We start from the raw sequence: 15,984 nt of genomic DNA, 5'->3' as shown, positions 1-15,984 counted from the left end.
CCAATCGAACCCAGGGAGGAACCGATGAAACTACTTTTGATGAACCAGACAATCGATTTGAACCGACGTTTTACCATTCAAGATGAAACCGGACACGTCACACATGAAGTGACCGGACAGTTGTTGCAAATGCAGAAAAATTGGCAACTCGTACAAGAAGCTGCCGAGATCGGCCGCGTGACGAAACAGACGTTCAGCATGCTGCCGCATATCCTGGTGGAAGTGGACGGGCGTGTCGTTGCGACCATTCAAAAAACCGGGTTTTTGATGTTTGCGGATTACCGGATCGACAGCCGGGATCTGCAAATCGACATCAACTGGGCGACGATGACGTTCAGTGTCACGTATCAAGGAAACAAAATCGGTCAAGGCAAAAGACGGTGGGTTCGTTTCGGAAAACAGTACGAACTGACACTGTTTGATGAGGCGGCGGAAGCACTGTTTTTAAGTGTCGTGCTCGGACTCGACCGGGCGAAAGCAGACAAAACGGTCTCGGCGCTGTTCGCAGACAATTGGGCAGGGGGGAAGAAGTAAATGGAACAATGGGATATCTATACAGCGGACCGCAAGAAAACAGGACGGACATGGACACGGGGAAAGAAGTTACAAGCGGGCGATTATCATCTAGTCGTGCACGTCTGTCTGTTTAACTCAAGCGGTAAAATGTTGATTCAGCAACGGCAACCTTTTAAAGAAGGCTGGTCCAACTTATGGGACTTGACTGTCGGTGGAAGTGCCGTCGCGGGAGACACGAGCCAGCAGGCGGCAGCACGGGAGCTGTTTGAAGAGATTGGCCTGCGCTATGATTTTGAGGGCCTGCGCCCACATCTGACGTCGCATTTTGATGAAGGGTTCGATGATGTTTACTTAATTGAGGCAGATATCGATTTGTCGACACTCGTCTTACAACAGGAAGAAGTGCAAGGTGTCGCCTGGGCGACGGAGGAGGAAATCATCGCCCGGATTCAAGCAGGGACGTTCATTCCGTATCATGAAGGTTTGGTTTCGACATTGTTCGCGTTATGTAAGCAACGCGGCAACATTACATCATACGCGTTATTGTAACTAAAAAACCCATCGTATTTCCGTTAGGAAACATGATGGGTTTTTGCAATGTTACGCCGTTTTTTTCGAAGCGGGTTGCGTCTGCTTCGGTTTTGTTTCAGGTAAGAAAAAGCTGAATAACAGATAAGTCGAACAGCTGACGAAAAAGACGACCATCGAGACGGTATAGCCCATATGACCGAGGGCATAGCTCCAAATGATGGTGAAAATCGTCTGCGTCGCATAAGCGATTGCCCAAAACAGACCGAAGAGGACGGTGATTTTTTGCGGTGTCATCCCTTTCATCTCATGTGCCAAGTTCATGAAAATCGGATACTGGATGTACATCGCAAAACCGGAAATGAAGGCAAAGATGTACGAAACGAGTGGCGAGATGTTGCCGAACGCAACCGTAACGATGAAACTGCCAATCATGATGAGTCCGCTAGTCAGGAGAATCGGTTTTCGCGGTGTGCCGCGACTGCCGATTTTCAGACCAACAAAAGTTCCGATGATTCCGGCACCGGAGACAAGCAGGTTGACGAGTGAACCGTTCAGTTCGGTGTACGTATCAAACACCGGTTTGAGACCGACGAGTGACAAAATGTAGAGCGTCAAGAAACCACCGAATGCTAATGCGTACTTCCAAAGAAATCCGTCTTTGATGGCATCGCGATAGCCGTAAGCCGTGACGACTTCGCTTTGATCACTTGCCGTATTCAAATCGAACTCTTCACTGAACATCAACCAAGCAAGGAACAGAACGGCGGTCAACGCAGCAAAAATCGTCAATGTCAGTTGCCAGTTGTTCGTGAACTGGGTCGCAAAAAACGTAAACAGTAATGAAACGACGAATGCTCCGACATTATAAGAAACAGTGTTGAGCGCATTGATCCGCAATTTTTCCGTTGGATTACTGATGTAGCGAGTGACGACCGGATTCATGTAGACGATGACCATCGAACCACCAAGTCCCATGACCATTCGTGCTGCCGTATAAGCCCAGTAGTTCGGCAGATAAATGGCGACGATCGACATCATCAGGAACAACAGGGCGAGCATCGGTGCTTTTTTCGGTCCCAGTTTCATCAAGATGAGTGCTGCCAGGATGTTCGCAAAGACGCGTGCTGTCGTGATTGAGTAATTGACGAGCTGTGAAATCAACGGGTCAACGGTCCGGTCTCCGAAAAAATGAGCCGTGATTTGCGGGGTTAATGAGGATCCGGCGACCCAGTTCATGGCGAACGTCGCATACGCGAACCAGAGAACCACCATCATCAAATACCCTTTTCGTGTGTGACTTGCTTGTGTAGACATAATGTACCCCTTCTTTTCCTAAGCCGAATCTCCCTGTAGACAAGGATTCGAACTACTTCACTTTGTTATCAATTCGTTAAATGTAGTCGAGTTCGAAGGGGAAGTAAAATAGATATATCTTATAAGAACTATAAGTAAATGGCATGAATATAAACTTAATTCATTCGTTAAAAGAATGAATTAATACTGTAGGCGTTTAATCCATTTATTGGATATAATTAATAAAAGGAAAAGGAGGGTCTCTATTGATGAAGCCTAATTTATTTGATTACGCCACGAGCGAACTGTCACAAGATGCTTTTTTATGTTGGCTGCTGAAGTGGGGGGAAGCGGATCTGCATTCAGTCGATCAGGAGTTACATCGTGTTGCGACACGGTTTATTCATAAAGTGTTTTCACTACATAACCGTTCCTTGGAAGAAACCATTCATCAAGTCCGGATCATTCGTCAATTTAAAGGATTAGATATATTAGCCATTATTAATGAAAAATATGCAATCTTAATTGAAGATAAAACATTCACTTCGGAACATTCCGGACAACTCGAACGTTACTTGGAAGAAGTAAAAACGAATGTCGTAACACGAGACTGTATCCCTTTGCCGATTTATTACAAAATTGTCGAACAGTCAAATCATCGGAGTATTCATAAAGCAGGTTATCAACTGTTCACACGCCAAGAAATGATTAAGATTTTAGAACATGATGATTGGAAGCTTCCGAAGAATGCGATTTTAGCAGACTATCTTCAACATCTGAAGCGGCTGGACGATGAGATCAATTCGTATAAAACGCTTCCGGTCGCGAAATGGACAACATTCTCCTGGCAAGGGTTTTATCGTGATTTACAAGACGTGCTTGATGGGAAGTGGGGTTACGTAGCAAACGCAAGAGGTGGATTTTGGGGGTTTTGGTGGAAGGGAAATGAGCAACAAAATCATTACTGGCAACTGGAAGAAACGGTATTGCGTGCGAAGATTGAAGCGAAAACAAACGATGACGTCAAAGTCTATCGTGACACGTGTATGTCTAGCCTATTAAAAGACTCTTTTGAGTATGAGTTGGACTTAAAAAGACCTAAAAGGATAAGTACGGGTAAAAATATGACGATTGCCTATCGCGAAAATTATTTACAACTTCAAGAAAACGGCTTACTCGATTTCGAGAAAACCGTTTTTGAACTCGAACGTTACGGTCGGTACAACCAATCAGTGGAATCAGAAGAGATCTAACTGGTCGAAAACGAGAGCATCGTCAACTTCTGTCACGAGGAATACATCGGGATTGCGAAGGTGTTGTCCCTGTTCAAAACCAAAAGAAGAATCGAGTGAGTGGAGGTATAGCGTAAGTAGATTGCCATGCGTGACAAGAAGAGTCGTCTCAGCAGAGTGAGACCAAACGTCATTCAGGACGTCTTGGATGCGCCGCGTCGCTTCTGCGCTCGTTTCTCCGCCCGGACACGCATAATCAAAATCAGTAAACGTTCTTTGGAGATGCTCCTGCCAATCGGTCAGTGGTTGACGACTTAGGACACGTTCACGCAAGTCATCTTGGATTTCGATGGAACAATTTGTTTGAAAAGCAACAGCTTCGATTGATTCAATTGCTCGGCGAAAAGGACTTGATAGGATACGGTCGACGGGACGGGATTCAAAAAAGGAAACCAATTCTTTAGCTTGTCTATGGCCGTTCTCCGTCAACGGAGCGTCCGGTTCTTGTCCTGATGCTTCGCAGTGGCGGATCAAGTAAAGTTTTTTCATGATAATTCTCCTGTTCGAATGTAGTGATTTACTTTTTCTAGAAAATCAACATCGATTCCTGTTTCAAACTATGAAAGAAGAAATGAAAAATTTTATAAAACGGTTGACAAACAATCGGAAGATTAATAGTATTAAAAACAATTCAGGTGATTATGTCACCTCAGCAACCGAATAAAAGAGAAAGCTATGATTGTCATGGGTCACACTATGGCAGGAGCAGCTTCTGGAGAGACCGCATGATGCGGCGCCGAAGGGTTCACAATCTCAGGCAAAAGGACAGAAGAGTACTAAATCTTGATTCTTTGAATTGGCGTCGCCAGTCAAGGGATGATTATTTGCTATTCTGATGATTTTTTTGAGATTGGACACCCGTCCAGTCTCTTTTTTTTGTTGGACTGACAGAACAGTCCGACCGGGGGAACTAGAGAAAGCATTCAAGGAGGAGTTCAGGTTTGGAACAACAAGAAGGATTGAAACGGGATTTATCGAATCGGCACGTCCAGTTGATTGCGATTGGGGGAACGATTGGGACAGGATTGTTTTTAGGATCTGGGAAAGCGATTCAACTCGCGGGACCATCGATCGTCTTTGCGTATTTACTCGTCGGGATTGCGATTTTCTTCGTCATGCGGGCACTGGGAGAATTGTTATTGTCAAAAGCCGGATACGGATCATTAACGGATATCGCAGAAGATTATCTCGGTCCACGTGCCGCGTTCGTGACCGGCTGGACGTATTGGTTCTGCTGGATCATGACGGCGATGGCGGACGTCATTGCGGTCGGCGTGTACGTGAAATACTGGTTCGATATTCCGCAGTGGATTCCGGCTGTGATCTCGCTCCTGATTTTACTCGGCTTTAATTTACTGACAGTCAAACTGTTTGGGGAACTTGAATTTTGGTTCGCCTTGATTAAGGTCATTACGATTTTAGGTTTGATTGGTGTCGGGATCGTCTTACTGATCATCGGTTTCCAAACCGATTCAGGTCCTGTAACCGTCAGTAATTTGTGGCAACACGGCGGAATGTTCCCGAACGGTGTGACCGGCTTCCTGTTGTCTTTCCAGATGGTCGTCTTCGCCTATGTCGGAGTTGAATTAATCGGGGTTTCAGCAGCGGAAACAGCCGATCCGAAAAAGAACATTCCATCGGCCATCAACAAGATTCCGTTACGGATTCTGTTCTTCTACGTCGGAGCGTTACTGGTCCTCCTGATGATCAATCCGTGGACGGGACTAAATGCGACGGAAAGTCCGTTCGTCAAAACGTTCAGCTTGATCGGAATCCCGCTCGCTGCCGGCGTCATCAACTTTGTTGTCTTGACGTCTGCTGCTTCAGCCTGTAACAGTGGGATGTTCTCGACGAGTCGGATTCTGTACAACTTAGGTAATCAAAAACAGGCACCGGCTAATTTTTCGAAGCTCAATAAAAACCATGTCCCGGCGAATGCTTTATTTGTCTCGACACTCGTCGTGTCGGGCGGGGCGTTACTCAGTAAATTGATTCCGGGACAGGCCTTCAGCATCGTCACGACGATCAGTGCAATCTGTTTCATCTGGGTCTGGGGTGTGATTCTCGTTTGTCACTTGAAATACAAGAAAACACAACCGAAATTGCATGCGGCGTCAACGTTCAAAGCGCCGTGGACACCGTTCGTCAACTACCTCGTCCTCGGATTGTTCGGTCTGATCCTCGTCGTCATGCTCGTCGCGGATGAAACCCGTCCGGCTTTACTCCTGACACCGGTTTGGTTTATCGGATTGTTTGTCCTGTATCAGTTGCGGATGAAAAAGCATCAAAAAGCAGAACGGCATAGTGCGTAAAAATGAGGCGCTTTTCTTCTATATAGGAAGAGAGGCGCCTTTCTTTTTCGTTGCAGCAATTCGGATGATTTTTTTAGGGACAAACACCCAATATTTTAATATATGAACGACCTGTGATAGGGTTATAATGGAAAGGTAAGTTGTCGTCATGAGAGCGCTCTATTTTTCATGGCAGGTCCATAATATCAACGGGGATAGGAAGGATATCATGAGCAGTATGCCTAAACAAACAGACGTAATATTGATTGGTGCAGGAGTCATGAGTGCGACGCTAGGGGTCTTATTGAAGGAGCTTGCGCCTGACATGACAATTAAAGTGTTCGAGAAGTTACCGAGCGCAGGGGAAGAAAGTTCGAATGAGTGGAACAATGCGGGCACGGGTCATGCCGCGTTATGTGAACTCAACTATACGACAGAGAATGCAGATGGAACGATCGATATCAGTAAAGCCGTGAAAGTAAATGAACAATTCCAACTGTCACGCCAGTTTTGGTCGCATCTCGTCAAAGAAAACGTCTTACCGAATCCAGAAGAATTCATCATGCCGATTCCGCATATGAGTATGGTCGAAGGAGCGGAGAACGTCGAGTTTCTGAAAAAACGATTGGAAGCGCTATCAGCGAATCCACTCTTTAAAGGGATGGAATTTTCCGATGATCCGGAGCAGCTGAAGCAATGGATTCCGCTCATCATGGAAGGGCGGACGTCGCCGGAACCAATCGCTGCAACAAAAATCGATTCGGGGACAGACGTCAACTTCGGTGCGCTGACACGGATTTTATTCACGCACCTCGCAGGACAGGGCGTTGAAATCAATTATGGGCACGGCGTCGAAGACTTGAAACGAGTCGACGGCGGCTGGGAAGTCAAAGTCAAAAACGAACAGGACAACCGGATTGAACATCATACGGCGAAGTTCCTCTTTATCGGCGGCGGTGGCGGCAGTCTGCCATTGCTCCAAAAAACAGGGATTCCCGAATCAAAACAAATCGGCGGATTCCCGGTCAGTGGTTTGTTCCTCGTCTGTAAAAATCCGGACATCGCGGAACGGCACCATGCAAAAGTGTACGGGAAAGCGAAAGTCGGAGCACCTCCGATGTCAGTCCCGCATTTGGATACACGATACATCGACGGGCAGAAATCACTGTTATTCGGACCGTTCGCCGGGTTCTCACCGAAATTCCTTAAGACCGGTTCGAATCTCGATTTGCTCGCGTCCGTCAAACCGAACAATGTCTTGACGATGCTTGCTGCCGGAGCAAAAGAAATGGGCTTAACGAAATATTTGATTGAACAAGTGCTGCTTTCGACAGAACAACGGATGAACGAGCTACGTGAATTCATTCCGAACGCAAAAACTGAAGACTGGGATGTCGTCGTCGCGGGACAACGCGTTCAGGTTATCAAAGATACACCACAAGGAAAAGGGACGCTTCAGTTCGGAACCGAAGTCGTCAGTGCGGCGGATGGGTCCGTCGCGGCCTTACTCGGTGCGTCACCGGGAGCTTCGACCGCTGTACCGGTCATGCTCGAAGTGCTCGAAAAATGTTTTCCGAATCAAATCGACGGTTGGACAGCTAAAATCAAGGAGATGATTCCGTCATACGGAACATCGCTTGTTGCGCACCCGGATCTGTTTGACGAAATCCATGCGGAAACGACCGAGACCCTTAAATTAACAGCCGCACAACCGATTCATTAAAAACGACAAAATGAAAAAGCCCTGTTTCCTAATCGTTAGGAGACAGGGCTTTTCATATGGATTATCCGCGTTGGCGGAAAAATGCTGTTTTCTTTAGGGCTGCGCTGACTGGAATCGCAACGAGGATTCCGACGACGTTTTGAACGAGGTTACCTGGGATTGAGGCAACAGGAGCGATCCAGTTACTATAAAGAATCCCTTCACAGATATAGTAAACGCCAAGCATGAATGGAACAGAAGCAATCATTGCAAGTACGTTGACACTGACATTCGTTGCTTTACGACCATATGTCCAGGCAATATAACCGACAACGAAACCTTGCAGACCACGTCCGACGAACGAGAACGGAGCCCAAAGTGTCCAGCCTGATACGATATCGAAGAGTCCCATTCCGACTGCTCCGGCGATCATGGCAGTTCGCGGTCCGAACAAGAGGGCGATAATAAACAACATCGCCGTCCCCATATGGACAAGTCCGCCGTTCGCTGCGATTGGCAATTTAATATTAATAAAGAATGTTGCGACAAAAACAAGTGCAATCGACATCGAGGTGATGACGAGTTGCCGGGTACGAGTGCTTGAATACGGTGTTGCGTTTTGCATGAGTCAGACCTTCTTTATGATAGATTTTGAATAGCTTAAATCTATCAAAATACTGGACTAGCTAAAAGTGTCAATATCGAACAATTTATAGGGGTCAGTTTGAATCTTAATCTTTACTAACGAAAGTATAGACGTAAAAGAGGAGTTCCCGTGACTTCTACGGGAAAAGCGTGTTTACACGCTGTCAGAGGCAGGTGAGACCCGGCTTTAAGACCTGTTGGTCGTAAAAGCCGCGGCTTGCGCCTCGCCCGAGAAAAGCACGGGAAAAATCCTCTTTAGTTGATGGAGCTTCTGTTCATACTAGATTTTGCAATCAAAAAACGCCTTGCCGAAGCAAGACGTCTAAACGATTAATTACGAATCATATGATCGAAGGCACCAAGTGCAGCTGTCGCACCCGAGCCCATCGAGATGATGATTTGTTTATACGCACTATCGGTACAGTCACCTGCTGCGAACACACCAGGGACATTCGTCGCACCATGACGGTCGACGAGGATTTCACCGAATTTGTTACGTTCCACCGTATCACCAAGCCAGTCCGTGTTCGGCACGAGACCGATTTGGACGAAGACGCCTTCCAGCTCAACGTGTTGTTCGACGCCTGTTTCACGCTCGACATACGTGATGCCGTTTACTTTATCCGTCCCCGTGATTTCCTTCGTCTGGGCGTTTGCGACGACCGTGACGTTCGGAAGACTTGCGAGACGTTGCTGTAAAACTGCATCTGCCTTCAGTTCAGGTGCGAACTCAAGGACCGTGACGTGTTTGACGAGACCTGCGAGGTCGATTGCCGCTTCAACACCGGAATTACCGCCGCCGATGACCGCAACGCGTTTTCCTTCGAAGAGTGGACCATCACAGTGTGGACAGTACGCGACACCTTTGTTCTTAAACTCAAGTTCGCCTGGGACACCGACGTTACGCCAGCGTGCACCTGTCGACAAAATCAACGTTTTCGTTTTGAGGACCGCACCATTCTCAAGTTCAAGTTCAACGAGGTCTTTTTTCTCGAGACGTGTTGCCCGTTGCAGGTTCATGACATCGATGCCATACTCCTTGACGTGTTCTTCAAGACTCGCGACGAGTTTCGGACCTTCCGTGTACTTCATGCTGATGAAGTTCTCGATGCTCATCGTATCCATGACTTGTCCACCGAAACGTTCTGCGACGATCCCGGTCCGGATGCCTTTACGTGCTGCGTAAATCGCAGCACTTGAACCGGCAGGACCACCACCGACGACAAGGACGTCGTACGGATCTTTGTCAACGAAATCGGCTGCATCTGTACCCGTACCGAGCTTCGCAAGAATCTCTTCGAGTGACATCCGTCCGTTGCCGAATGCTTCGCCGTTGACGAAGACGGTCGGGACAGCCATGATTTCTTTTTGCTCGACTTCTTCTTTGAACGCGCCACCGTCAATCATCGTGTGACTGATATTCGGGTTGAGGACGCTCATGACGTTCAAGGCTTGGACGACATCCGGACAGTTGTGACAGCTGAGGCTGATGTACGATTCGAAGTGATACGTCTCTTTGATGCCTTTGATTTGTTCGATGACAGGCGCATCGATCTTCGGCGCACGACCACTGACTTGGAGCAAAGCCAAGACGAGTGACGTGAACTCGTGACCGAGCGGAATCCCTGCGAACGTGATTCCACTCACTTCACCAGCGCGATTGACGCTGAAGCTCGGTGTCCGGGCGAGCGTCGCCTGTTCGATGCTGATGCGTGGTGACATACTCGCGATTTCTTCGACGAGTTCGCTCATCTCGAGTGAGACGGAGTCCGTCCCGGCGCTGACGGCGAGGACGATGTCTCCTTCTAACAAATCGAGGTATTGAGCGAGTTGTGCTTTAATATCTGCTGCTAAAGCCATCTCAAATCCGCTCCTTAAATTTTCCCTACGAGGTCAAGGCTAGGTGTGAGTGTTGCAGAACCCTCTTCCCATTTCGCCGGGCAAACTTCACCTGGGTTGTTGCGCACGTATTGTGCTGCTTTGATTTTGTTGACGAGTGTACTTGCATCACGGCCGATTCCACCCGCGTTGATTTCAACAGTCTGGATGACGCCGTCCGGATCGATGATGAACGTTCCGCGATCAGCAAGTCCATCTTGTTCGTTTAAGACTTCGAAGTTACGTGAGATGACGTGTGACGGGTCACCAATCATGACGTACTCGATTTTACCGATTGTTTCTGAAGTTTCGTGCCAAGCTTTATGTGTAAAGTGCGTATCTGTTGAAACGGAGTACACTTCAACGTCAAGCGCTTTGAGTGCTGCGTATTGGTTTTGAAGATCTTCGAGCTCAGTCGGGCAAACGAATGTAAAGTCTGCTGGGTAGAAACAAACGACACTCCATTTTCCACGAAGGTTAGCGTCTGTAAGGTCGACGAACTCTCCGTTGTGGAATGCTGATGCACTAAATGGTTTTACTTCACTTCCGATTAAAGACATGATAAAAATCCTCCTGTTGGGTTCTATTTAAGAATCTGTTCTAGTCGTTAAGAATAACTGTACTTATCACACTAGAATAATTCTAATCTAATACTAATTTCATATAGTGCGCTAGTTTTGTCAAGGTATAACCTGTAATTTCTTATTTCAAGAAATGAATTATGAACAAAAAAAGAACTCCATCTCCCTGAATGAAACAGGTTGATGGAGCTGTATAAGTCATTGCCATTCGGTATGGAACGTTCCTTCGCGATCGGTCCGGGCATATGTGTGGGCTCCGAAATAATCACGTTGTGCTTGCAGGATGTTGGCATTTGAATTCGCTGTCCGGTAACTGTCGTAATACGTCAGTGACGTGCTGAGACACGGTGACGCGAGACCTGTAAGTGCACCTTCTGCGACGACTTGACGGAGCGACGTTTGATACGCCTGTACCTTGTCTGCGAAGTACGGCGCGAGCATCAAGTTGTCGAGTGATGCGTCCGTTGCGAACGCCTCGCTAATGACATTGAGGAACTCGGCGCGGATGATACAGCCGCCACGGAAAATCAAGGCGATCTCTTCAAGACGTAAGTTCCAGTCATACAGTTCGGATGAAGTGCGGTACTGGGTGAAGCCTTGTGCGTAAGCCGCAATCTTACCCATGTAGAGTGCTTGGCGGATACGTTCAATCCAGACGTCCTTGTCGAGCGCTGGACGGGCTTCCGGTCCACCGAGGACAGAGGCGGCAGCGACACGTTCTGCTTTGACGGCAGAGAGATAACGGGCGAAGAGGGCTTCCGTAATGATAGAGGAAGCGATCCCATTATCAATGGACTGCAAGCTCGTCCATTTGCCCGTTCCTTTTTGACCGGCTTGATCGAGGATGACGTCGATCAAGGGAAGACCCGTCTCGTCATCTTTTTTCCGTAAAATGTCAGCCGTGATTTCGATCAGATAACTTTTTAACTCGCCGTCGTTCCATGAGGAGAAGATGTCCGCAATTTCTTCGACATCGAGTCCGAGGCGGACACGGAGGAAGCTGTAAGCTTCTGCAATCAACTGCATGTCAGCGTACTCGATTCCGTTATGGACCATCTTGACGAAGTGTCCGGCCCCTTTAGGTCCGATGTAGACACAACATGGGTCGCCGTTCACTTGTGCTGCAATTTTTGTCAAAATCGGCGCGACTTGATCGTACGCTTCTTTTGTTCCGCCCGGCATGATGGCAGGACCGGTCCGGGCTCCCACTTCACCACCCGAGACACCGACACCGATGTACTCGATGCCGTGCTCGTTTAGTTGATCAAAACGACGTTCCGTATCGAGGAAGTGGGAGTTCCCACCGTCCATGATGATATCGCCCGTCTCAAGGTGCGGGATAAGCGAATCGATGACGGAATCGATGGCACTTCCCGCCGTGACCATGACGAAAATCTTGCGTGGACGCTCGAGTGAGCGGACGAAGGCTTCGACGTCATAGTACGGATGAAGCGGTAACCCTTCGCGGTTCGCGACGAGTTGTTCCGTTAAGTCTGGTGTGTAGTTATAGATAGCGACGTTTTCATCATGGCTCGCCATGTTCATGGCGATGTTGCGTCCCATGACACCAAGGCCGATGACTCCGATTGAATTTAGCATAGTGTAACGACTCCTTTTTTTAGACGACGAGACTGAGGAGGAGGACGAATCCAAGTCCGAAGACGGAAATGATTGTCTCAAGCAGCGTCCACGTCGCGAAAGTTTCTTTCATAGTTAAACCAAAGTACTCTTTGAACATCCAGAACCCGGCATCGTTGACGTGCGAAGCGATTAAGCTACCAGCACCAGTCGCAAGCACGACGAGGGCGAGATTGACGTCTGATTGACCGAGGAGCGGGATGACGAGTCCAGCTGTCGTCAGTGAAGCGACCGTCGCCGAACCAAGTGAAATCCGTAAGATTGCGGCAATCAACCACGCGAGTAAAATCGGTGAAAGTGTTGTGTCAGCAAAGAGTTCAGCGACATATTTACCGACGCCTCCATCGATCAAGACTTGTTTGAAGGCACCGCCACCACCGATGATGAGTAACATCATTCCAATTTGTGTGATCGCTGTCGTACATGAATCCATGACGGTCTTGATTGGGATATTACGTGCAAGTCCCATCGTGTAGACTGCGACGAGTAACGAAATCAACATTGCTGTGGAAGCATTCCCGATGAACTGGATGGCAGAAAGGACTGCATTGCCGTCCCAGCCGAGCGTTTTTTGTAACAATGTCAAAATCGTGGCGATCGACATCAAGAGTACCGGTAGCATTGCTGTAAACACACTGATTCCGAATCCAGGTGTTTCGCTTAAATCAAATTCTTTTTGTTCGCCGAGTGAGGCGATGTTACCTGTTTTTTTGAATGATTCCGGCACAAGACGTTTTGCGACTTTCGTAAAGAGCGGTCCGGCGATGATGACCGTCGGAACAGCGACTAAGAAACCGTAAAGTAAGACTTGCCCTAAATCTGCCCCGTATTCACCCGCGATGACAGTTGGACCGGGGTGAGGTGGTAAAAAGCCGTGTGTAACAGAAAGTGCTGCGACCATCGGAATCCCGAGATAGAGAATCGAGACGCGAAGCTGACGTGAAATCGCAAAGACGATTGGAATTAATAGAACGAGTCCGACTTCGAAGAATAACGCGATCCCGATGATGAATGAAGCGACGACGACTGCCCATTGAATGTTCTTTTCCCCGAATTTCGCGACGAGTGTCATCGCGATTCGCTGTGCACCACCGGCGTCAGCAATTAATTTTCCGAGCATCGCACCGAGTCCGAAGATCAGCGCGAGGTGACCGAGTGTTCCGCCGAGACCGGCTTCAATCGTCGTGACGATTTGGTCGAGCGGCATTCCAAGTAGTATAGCGACGACGAACGAGACAATGATTAATGAAACGAACGTGTTTAATTTCAACCCCATGATTAAAACGAGTAGTGTGATGATCCCAATGGCAACGATGACTAACGGCATGTGACTTCCCCCATAAGATAAATTAGTTTTCTTGCTGAATCAAGCTACGTTGATACTCTGCGATCCGCCGATGGTCAGCTGAAAGCGTCCGTGCCAAGCTGATGAAGATCGGTAGCAATTGACGGTATTCGTGCATCGCTTCTTCATTCGGTACATGACGATGTGTTTCCCCAATCATCTCAGCAGCTACTTCGAATGAATCGACTTCCCCAGTCGCATACAATCCGAGAATACAAGCCCCGAGACATGAACTTTCAAAACTTTCTGGAATGACGACTTCCGACTCAAAGATGTCGGCCATCATCTGACGCCACACTTCAGATCGCGCAAACCCCCCGGTTGCTTGAATCCGTGTGACAGGACCATCCATACATTCAATCAGTGCCAGGAAGACAGTGTACAGGTTGTAGATGACACCTTCTAGAGCGGCACGAATCATATGCTCTTTTTTATGTGACAACGTCAATCCGAAGAATGAGCCACTGACGTCGGGATTCCAAAGCGGTGCCCGTTCGCCTGATAGATATGGATGGAACAACAGTCCGTCTGAACCCGGACGGACCCGTTCAGCGATTTTCGTCAAGACTGCATACGGATCAATCCCGAGTCGTTTCGCCGTCTCAACTTCAGCCGACGCGAGCTCATCACGAATCCAGCGTAAGACCATCCCGCCATTGTTGACCGGACCACCGATGACCCAGTGCTTTTCAGTCAGGGCGTAACAGAACGTCCGTCCCTTTTCGTCCGTCTGCGGGCAGTCAATGATCGTCCGGATCGCACCGCTCGTCCCAATCGTGATGGCGATTTCGCCCTTACGGATGGCATTGACGCCGAGGTTCGATAGGACCCCGTCACTGGCGCCGATCATGAAAGGTGTTGCCGGATCAAGTCCGATTTGTTTTGCATATTCTGGATTAATGTCCGAATACTGTGTCGTCGTCGAGACAGGTTCCGACAATTTTGAAGCATCGATGCCGGCGATCTCTAAGGCTTTCAAGTCCCACTTCATGTCGTGGATATTGAACAATCCTGTCGCCGATGCGAGCGAATGATCAATCACGTAACGTCCGAACAGACGCTGGAAGACAAATTCCTTGATTCCGATGTATTTTTTCGTCCGCTCGGCAATCTCCGGCCGGTCTTCGACGAGCCAAAAGATTTTCGCGAGAGGGGACATCGGGTGAATCGGTGTACCGGTCCGGTGGTAGACATCATTTCCGTACTCTTCCTTAATCCGGTTCGACCAGGCTTCGCTCCGACTGTCTGCCCAGGTGATGCAGGCAGTCAAGGGCTGGTCGTCCTCATCGATGGCAATCAAGCTGTGCATCGCACTACTGAAAGCAACGAATTTTGGTTTTTGGTTCGGGTACTGCTTCGTCAGCAGACGAATCGTTTCGAGGACGGCGTGGAAAATTTCTTCCGGATCCTGTTCAGCAGTCGAGCGGTTTGGCGTGTGGAGTGGATAGCCGACGTTCGTCTGACCGACGACTTCTCCTTTTGTCGTAAAGAGGACGGCTTTCGTGCTCGTCGTCCCGATATCGATTCCTAGCATGTATTCAGTCATGTGGTTCGACTCCTTTCGTCATCATCTGTTGCGATTGCCATAAATCTTCGACTTCTTGGACATCGTCGAAGTTCTGGTGGAGAGACGTGACCATCCGTTCACGGTCTCCTGTTTCGATGGCTTCGATATAAAGTGCGTGGTTGGCGATGATCCGGTCGAAATCCTCCATCTGTCCTTCGAAGCGAGTCCGCATCGATAAGAGGATGAAGCTTTCCATGACCGGTTTTAAGTTTTGCCAAATCATGCTGACATAGCTGTGATCAATCGACCGGATGATCGTCTCGTGGAACAAAACATCTTGATACGAAAATTCGTCGGCATCATTAAACTTGATCGCGACTTTCATCATCTCAAGAATCTTGCTCAGTTCGCGGACGAGTTCTTGACGGTCCATCCGGACGATTCGTTCGAAGACGAACGTTTCGATTAACAGACGGACGTCATAAATCTCACGGATGTCTTTTTCCGACAAACCAACGACGACGGCCCCCATCCGCTCAAGCCGGATGATGCGTTCAGCAGCGAGAACTTTTAGAGCGTCGCGAACGGGCGAACGACTGACGGAAAAATCCGTCGCTAATTTATTTTCAGAAAGGATGGTCCCTTGCTCAATCTTTCCGGAGATGATGCGCATCCGGAGTTCATGGGCGACCCGGTCTCCAGTTGATGCTTTTGATAACCATTTAATCGGGTATAAAAAATCAGACATAAAAATCACCTGCTTTG

Annotated in this window: 14 protein-coding genes and 1 riboswitch; of the genes, 5 read left to right on the top strand and 9 right to left on the bottom strand. The window is 48.3% G+C overall.

From position 1 onward, the window contains the following. Positions 1-24 precede the first annotated feature (24 nt). The gene (locus P403_RS0107710) at positions 25-534 is read left to right on the top strand and encodes an LURP-one-related/scramblase family protein (protein ID WP_029332133.1); all 510 of its coding nucleotides are present in this window, start codon (positions 25-27) and stop codon (positions 532-534) included. Continuing rightward, entirely contained in the window at positions 535-1,065 is a 531-nt protein-coding gene (locus P403_RS0107705; RefSeq protein ID WP_029332132.1) for an NUDIX hydrolase, read from the top strand. A gap of 51 nt (positions 1,066-1,116) precedes the next feature. On the opposite strand, the gene P403_RS0107700 is transcribed toward P403_RS0107705, so the two are convergent. Next, positions 1,117-2,361: an MFS transporter gene (locus P403_RS0107700; RefSeq protein ID WP_029332131.1), complete on the bottom strand. Its 1,245-nt coding sequence runs from the start codon at positions 2,359-2,361 to the stop codon at positions 1,117-1,119. A 248-nt stretch (positions 2,362-2,609) separates the two neighbouring features. Here P403_RS0107700 and P403_RS0107695 point away from each other — a divergent pair, with 248 nt between their 5' ends. After that, positions 2,610-3,593 carry a PD-(D/E)XK nuclease family protein gene (locus tag P403_RS0107695; RefSeq protein ID WP_029332130.1) on the top strand — a complete coding sequence of 328 codons (984 nt, stop codon included), beginning with the start codon at positions 2,610-2,612 and terminating at the stop codon, positions 3,591-3,593. On the opposite strand, the gene P403_RS0107690 is transcribed toward P403_RS0107695, so the two are convergent. Then, on the bottom strand, positions 3,579-4,121 hold the full coding sequence (locus P403_RS0107690; RefSeq protein ID WP_029332129.1) for a histidine phosphatase family protein: 543 nt from the start codon (positions 4,119-4,121) through the stop codon (positions 3,579-3,581). The genes P403_RS0107695 and P403_RS0107690 overlap by 15 nt on opposite strands. A gap of 213 nt (positions 4,122-4,334) precedes the next feature. Continuing rightward, positions 4,335-4,411, top strand: a riboswitch (glycine riboswitch). A gap of 162 nt (positions 4,412-4,573) precedes the next feature. On the opposite strand from P403_RS0107690, the gene P403_RS0107685 reads away from it, so the two are divergent. Further along, positions 4,574-5,944 (top strand): amino acid permease, encoded by a 1,371-nt coding sequence (locus tag P403_RS0107685; RefSeq protein WP_029332128.1) that lies wholly within the window; start codon positions 4,574-4,576, stop codon positions 5,942-5,944. Positions 5,945-6,152: 208 nt separating this feature from the next. Beyond that, positions 6,153-7,646, top strand: a complete 1,494-nt coding sequence (locus tag P403_RS0107680; protein ID WP_029332127.1) for a malate:quinone oxidoreductase — start codon at positions 6,153-6,155, stop codon at positions 7,644-7,646. Positions 7,647-7,707: 61 nt separating this feature from the next. Here P403_RS0107680 and P403_RS0107675 read toward each other — a convergent pair whose 3' ends face one another. The 7 genes from P403_RS0107675 to P403_RS0107645 all read right to left on the bottom strand — a co-directional run bounded on the left by P403_RS0107675 (position 7,708) and on the right by P403_RS0107645 (position 15,967). After that, positions 7,708-8,250, bottom strand: a complete 543-nt coding sequence (locus tag P403_RS0107675) for an ECF transporter S component (protein ID WP_029332126.1) — start codon at positions 8,248-8,250, stop codon at positions 7,708-7,710. A 350-nt stretch (positions 8,251-8,600) separates the two neighbouring features. Next, a complete protein-coding gene (ahpF, locus tag P403_RS0107670; RefSeq protein WP_029332125.1) occupies positions 8,601-10,130 on the bottom strand; it encodes an alkyl hydroperoxide reductase subunit F in 1,530 nt (509 codons plus the stop codon). Between the two features lie 14 nt (positions 10,131-10,144). Beyond that, positions 10,145-10,708 (bottom strand): alkyl hydroperoxide reductase subunit C, encoded by a 564-nt coding sequence (gene ahpC / locus P403_RS0107665; protein WP_028105377.1) that lies wholly within the window; start codon positions 10,706-10,708, stop codon positions 10,145-10,147. Between the two features lie 219 nt (positions 10,709-10,927). Beyond that, positions 10,928-12,328, bottom strand: coding sequence for a decarboxylating NADP(+)-dependent phosphogluconate dehydrogenase (gene gnd / locus P403_RS0107660; RefSeq protein WP_029332124.1), 1,401 nt, complete (start codon positions 12,326-12,328; stop codon positions 10,928-10,930). Positions 12,329-12,347: 19 nt separating this feature from the next. Continuing rightward, complete coding sequence (locus P403_RS0107655; protein WP_029332123.1) at positions 12,348-13,694, bottom strand: GntP family permease; 1,347 nt, start codon at positions 13,692-13,694, stop codon at positions 12,348-12,350. 22 nt (positions 13,695-13,716) lie between these two features. Then, the gene (gene gntK, locus P403_RS0107650; protein ID WP_029332122.1) at positions 13,717-15,258 is read right to left on the bottom strand and encodes a gluconokinase; all 1,542 of its coding nucleotides are present in this window, start codon (positions 15,256-15,258) and stop codon (positions 13,717-13,719) included. Further along, positions 15,251-15,967, bottom strand: coding sequence for a GntR family transcriptional regulator (locus tag P403_RS0107645; protein WP_029332121.1), 717 nt, complete (start codon positions 15,965-15,967; stop codon positions 15,251-15,253). The genes gntK and P403_RS0107645 overlap by 8 nt, the downstream gene beginning before the upstream one ends. Positions 15,968-15,984 lie beyond the last annotated feature (17 nt).

The organism is Exiguobacterium oxidotolerans JCM 12280, from assembly GCF_000702625.1.
GTDB lineage: Bacteria > Bacillota > Bacilli > Exiguobacteriales > Exiguobacteriaceae > Exiguobacterium_A > Exiguobacterium_A oxidotolerans.
Note: the sequence above shows the minus strand (reverse complement) of the source record. Positions and strands in the feature narration are given on the sequence as shown.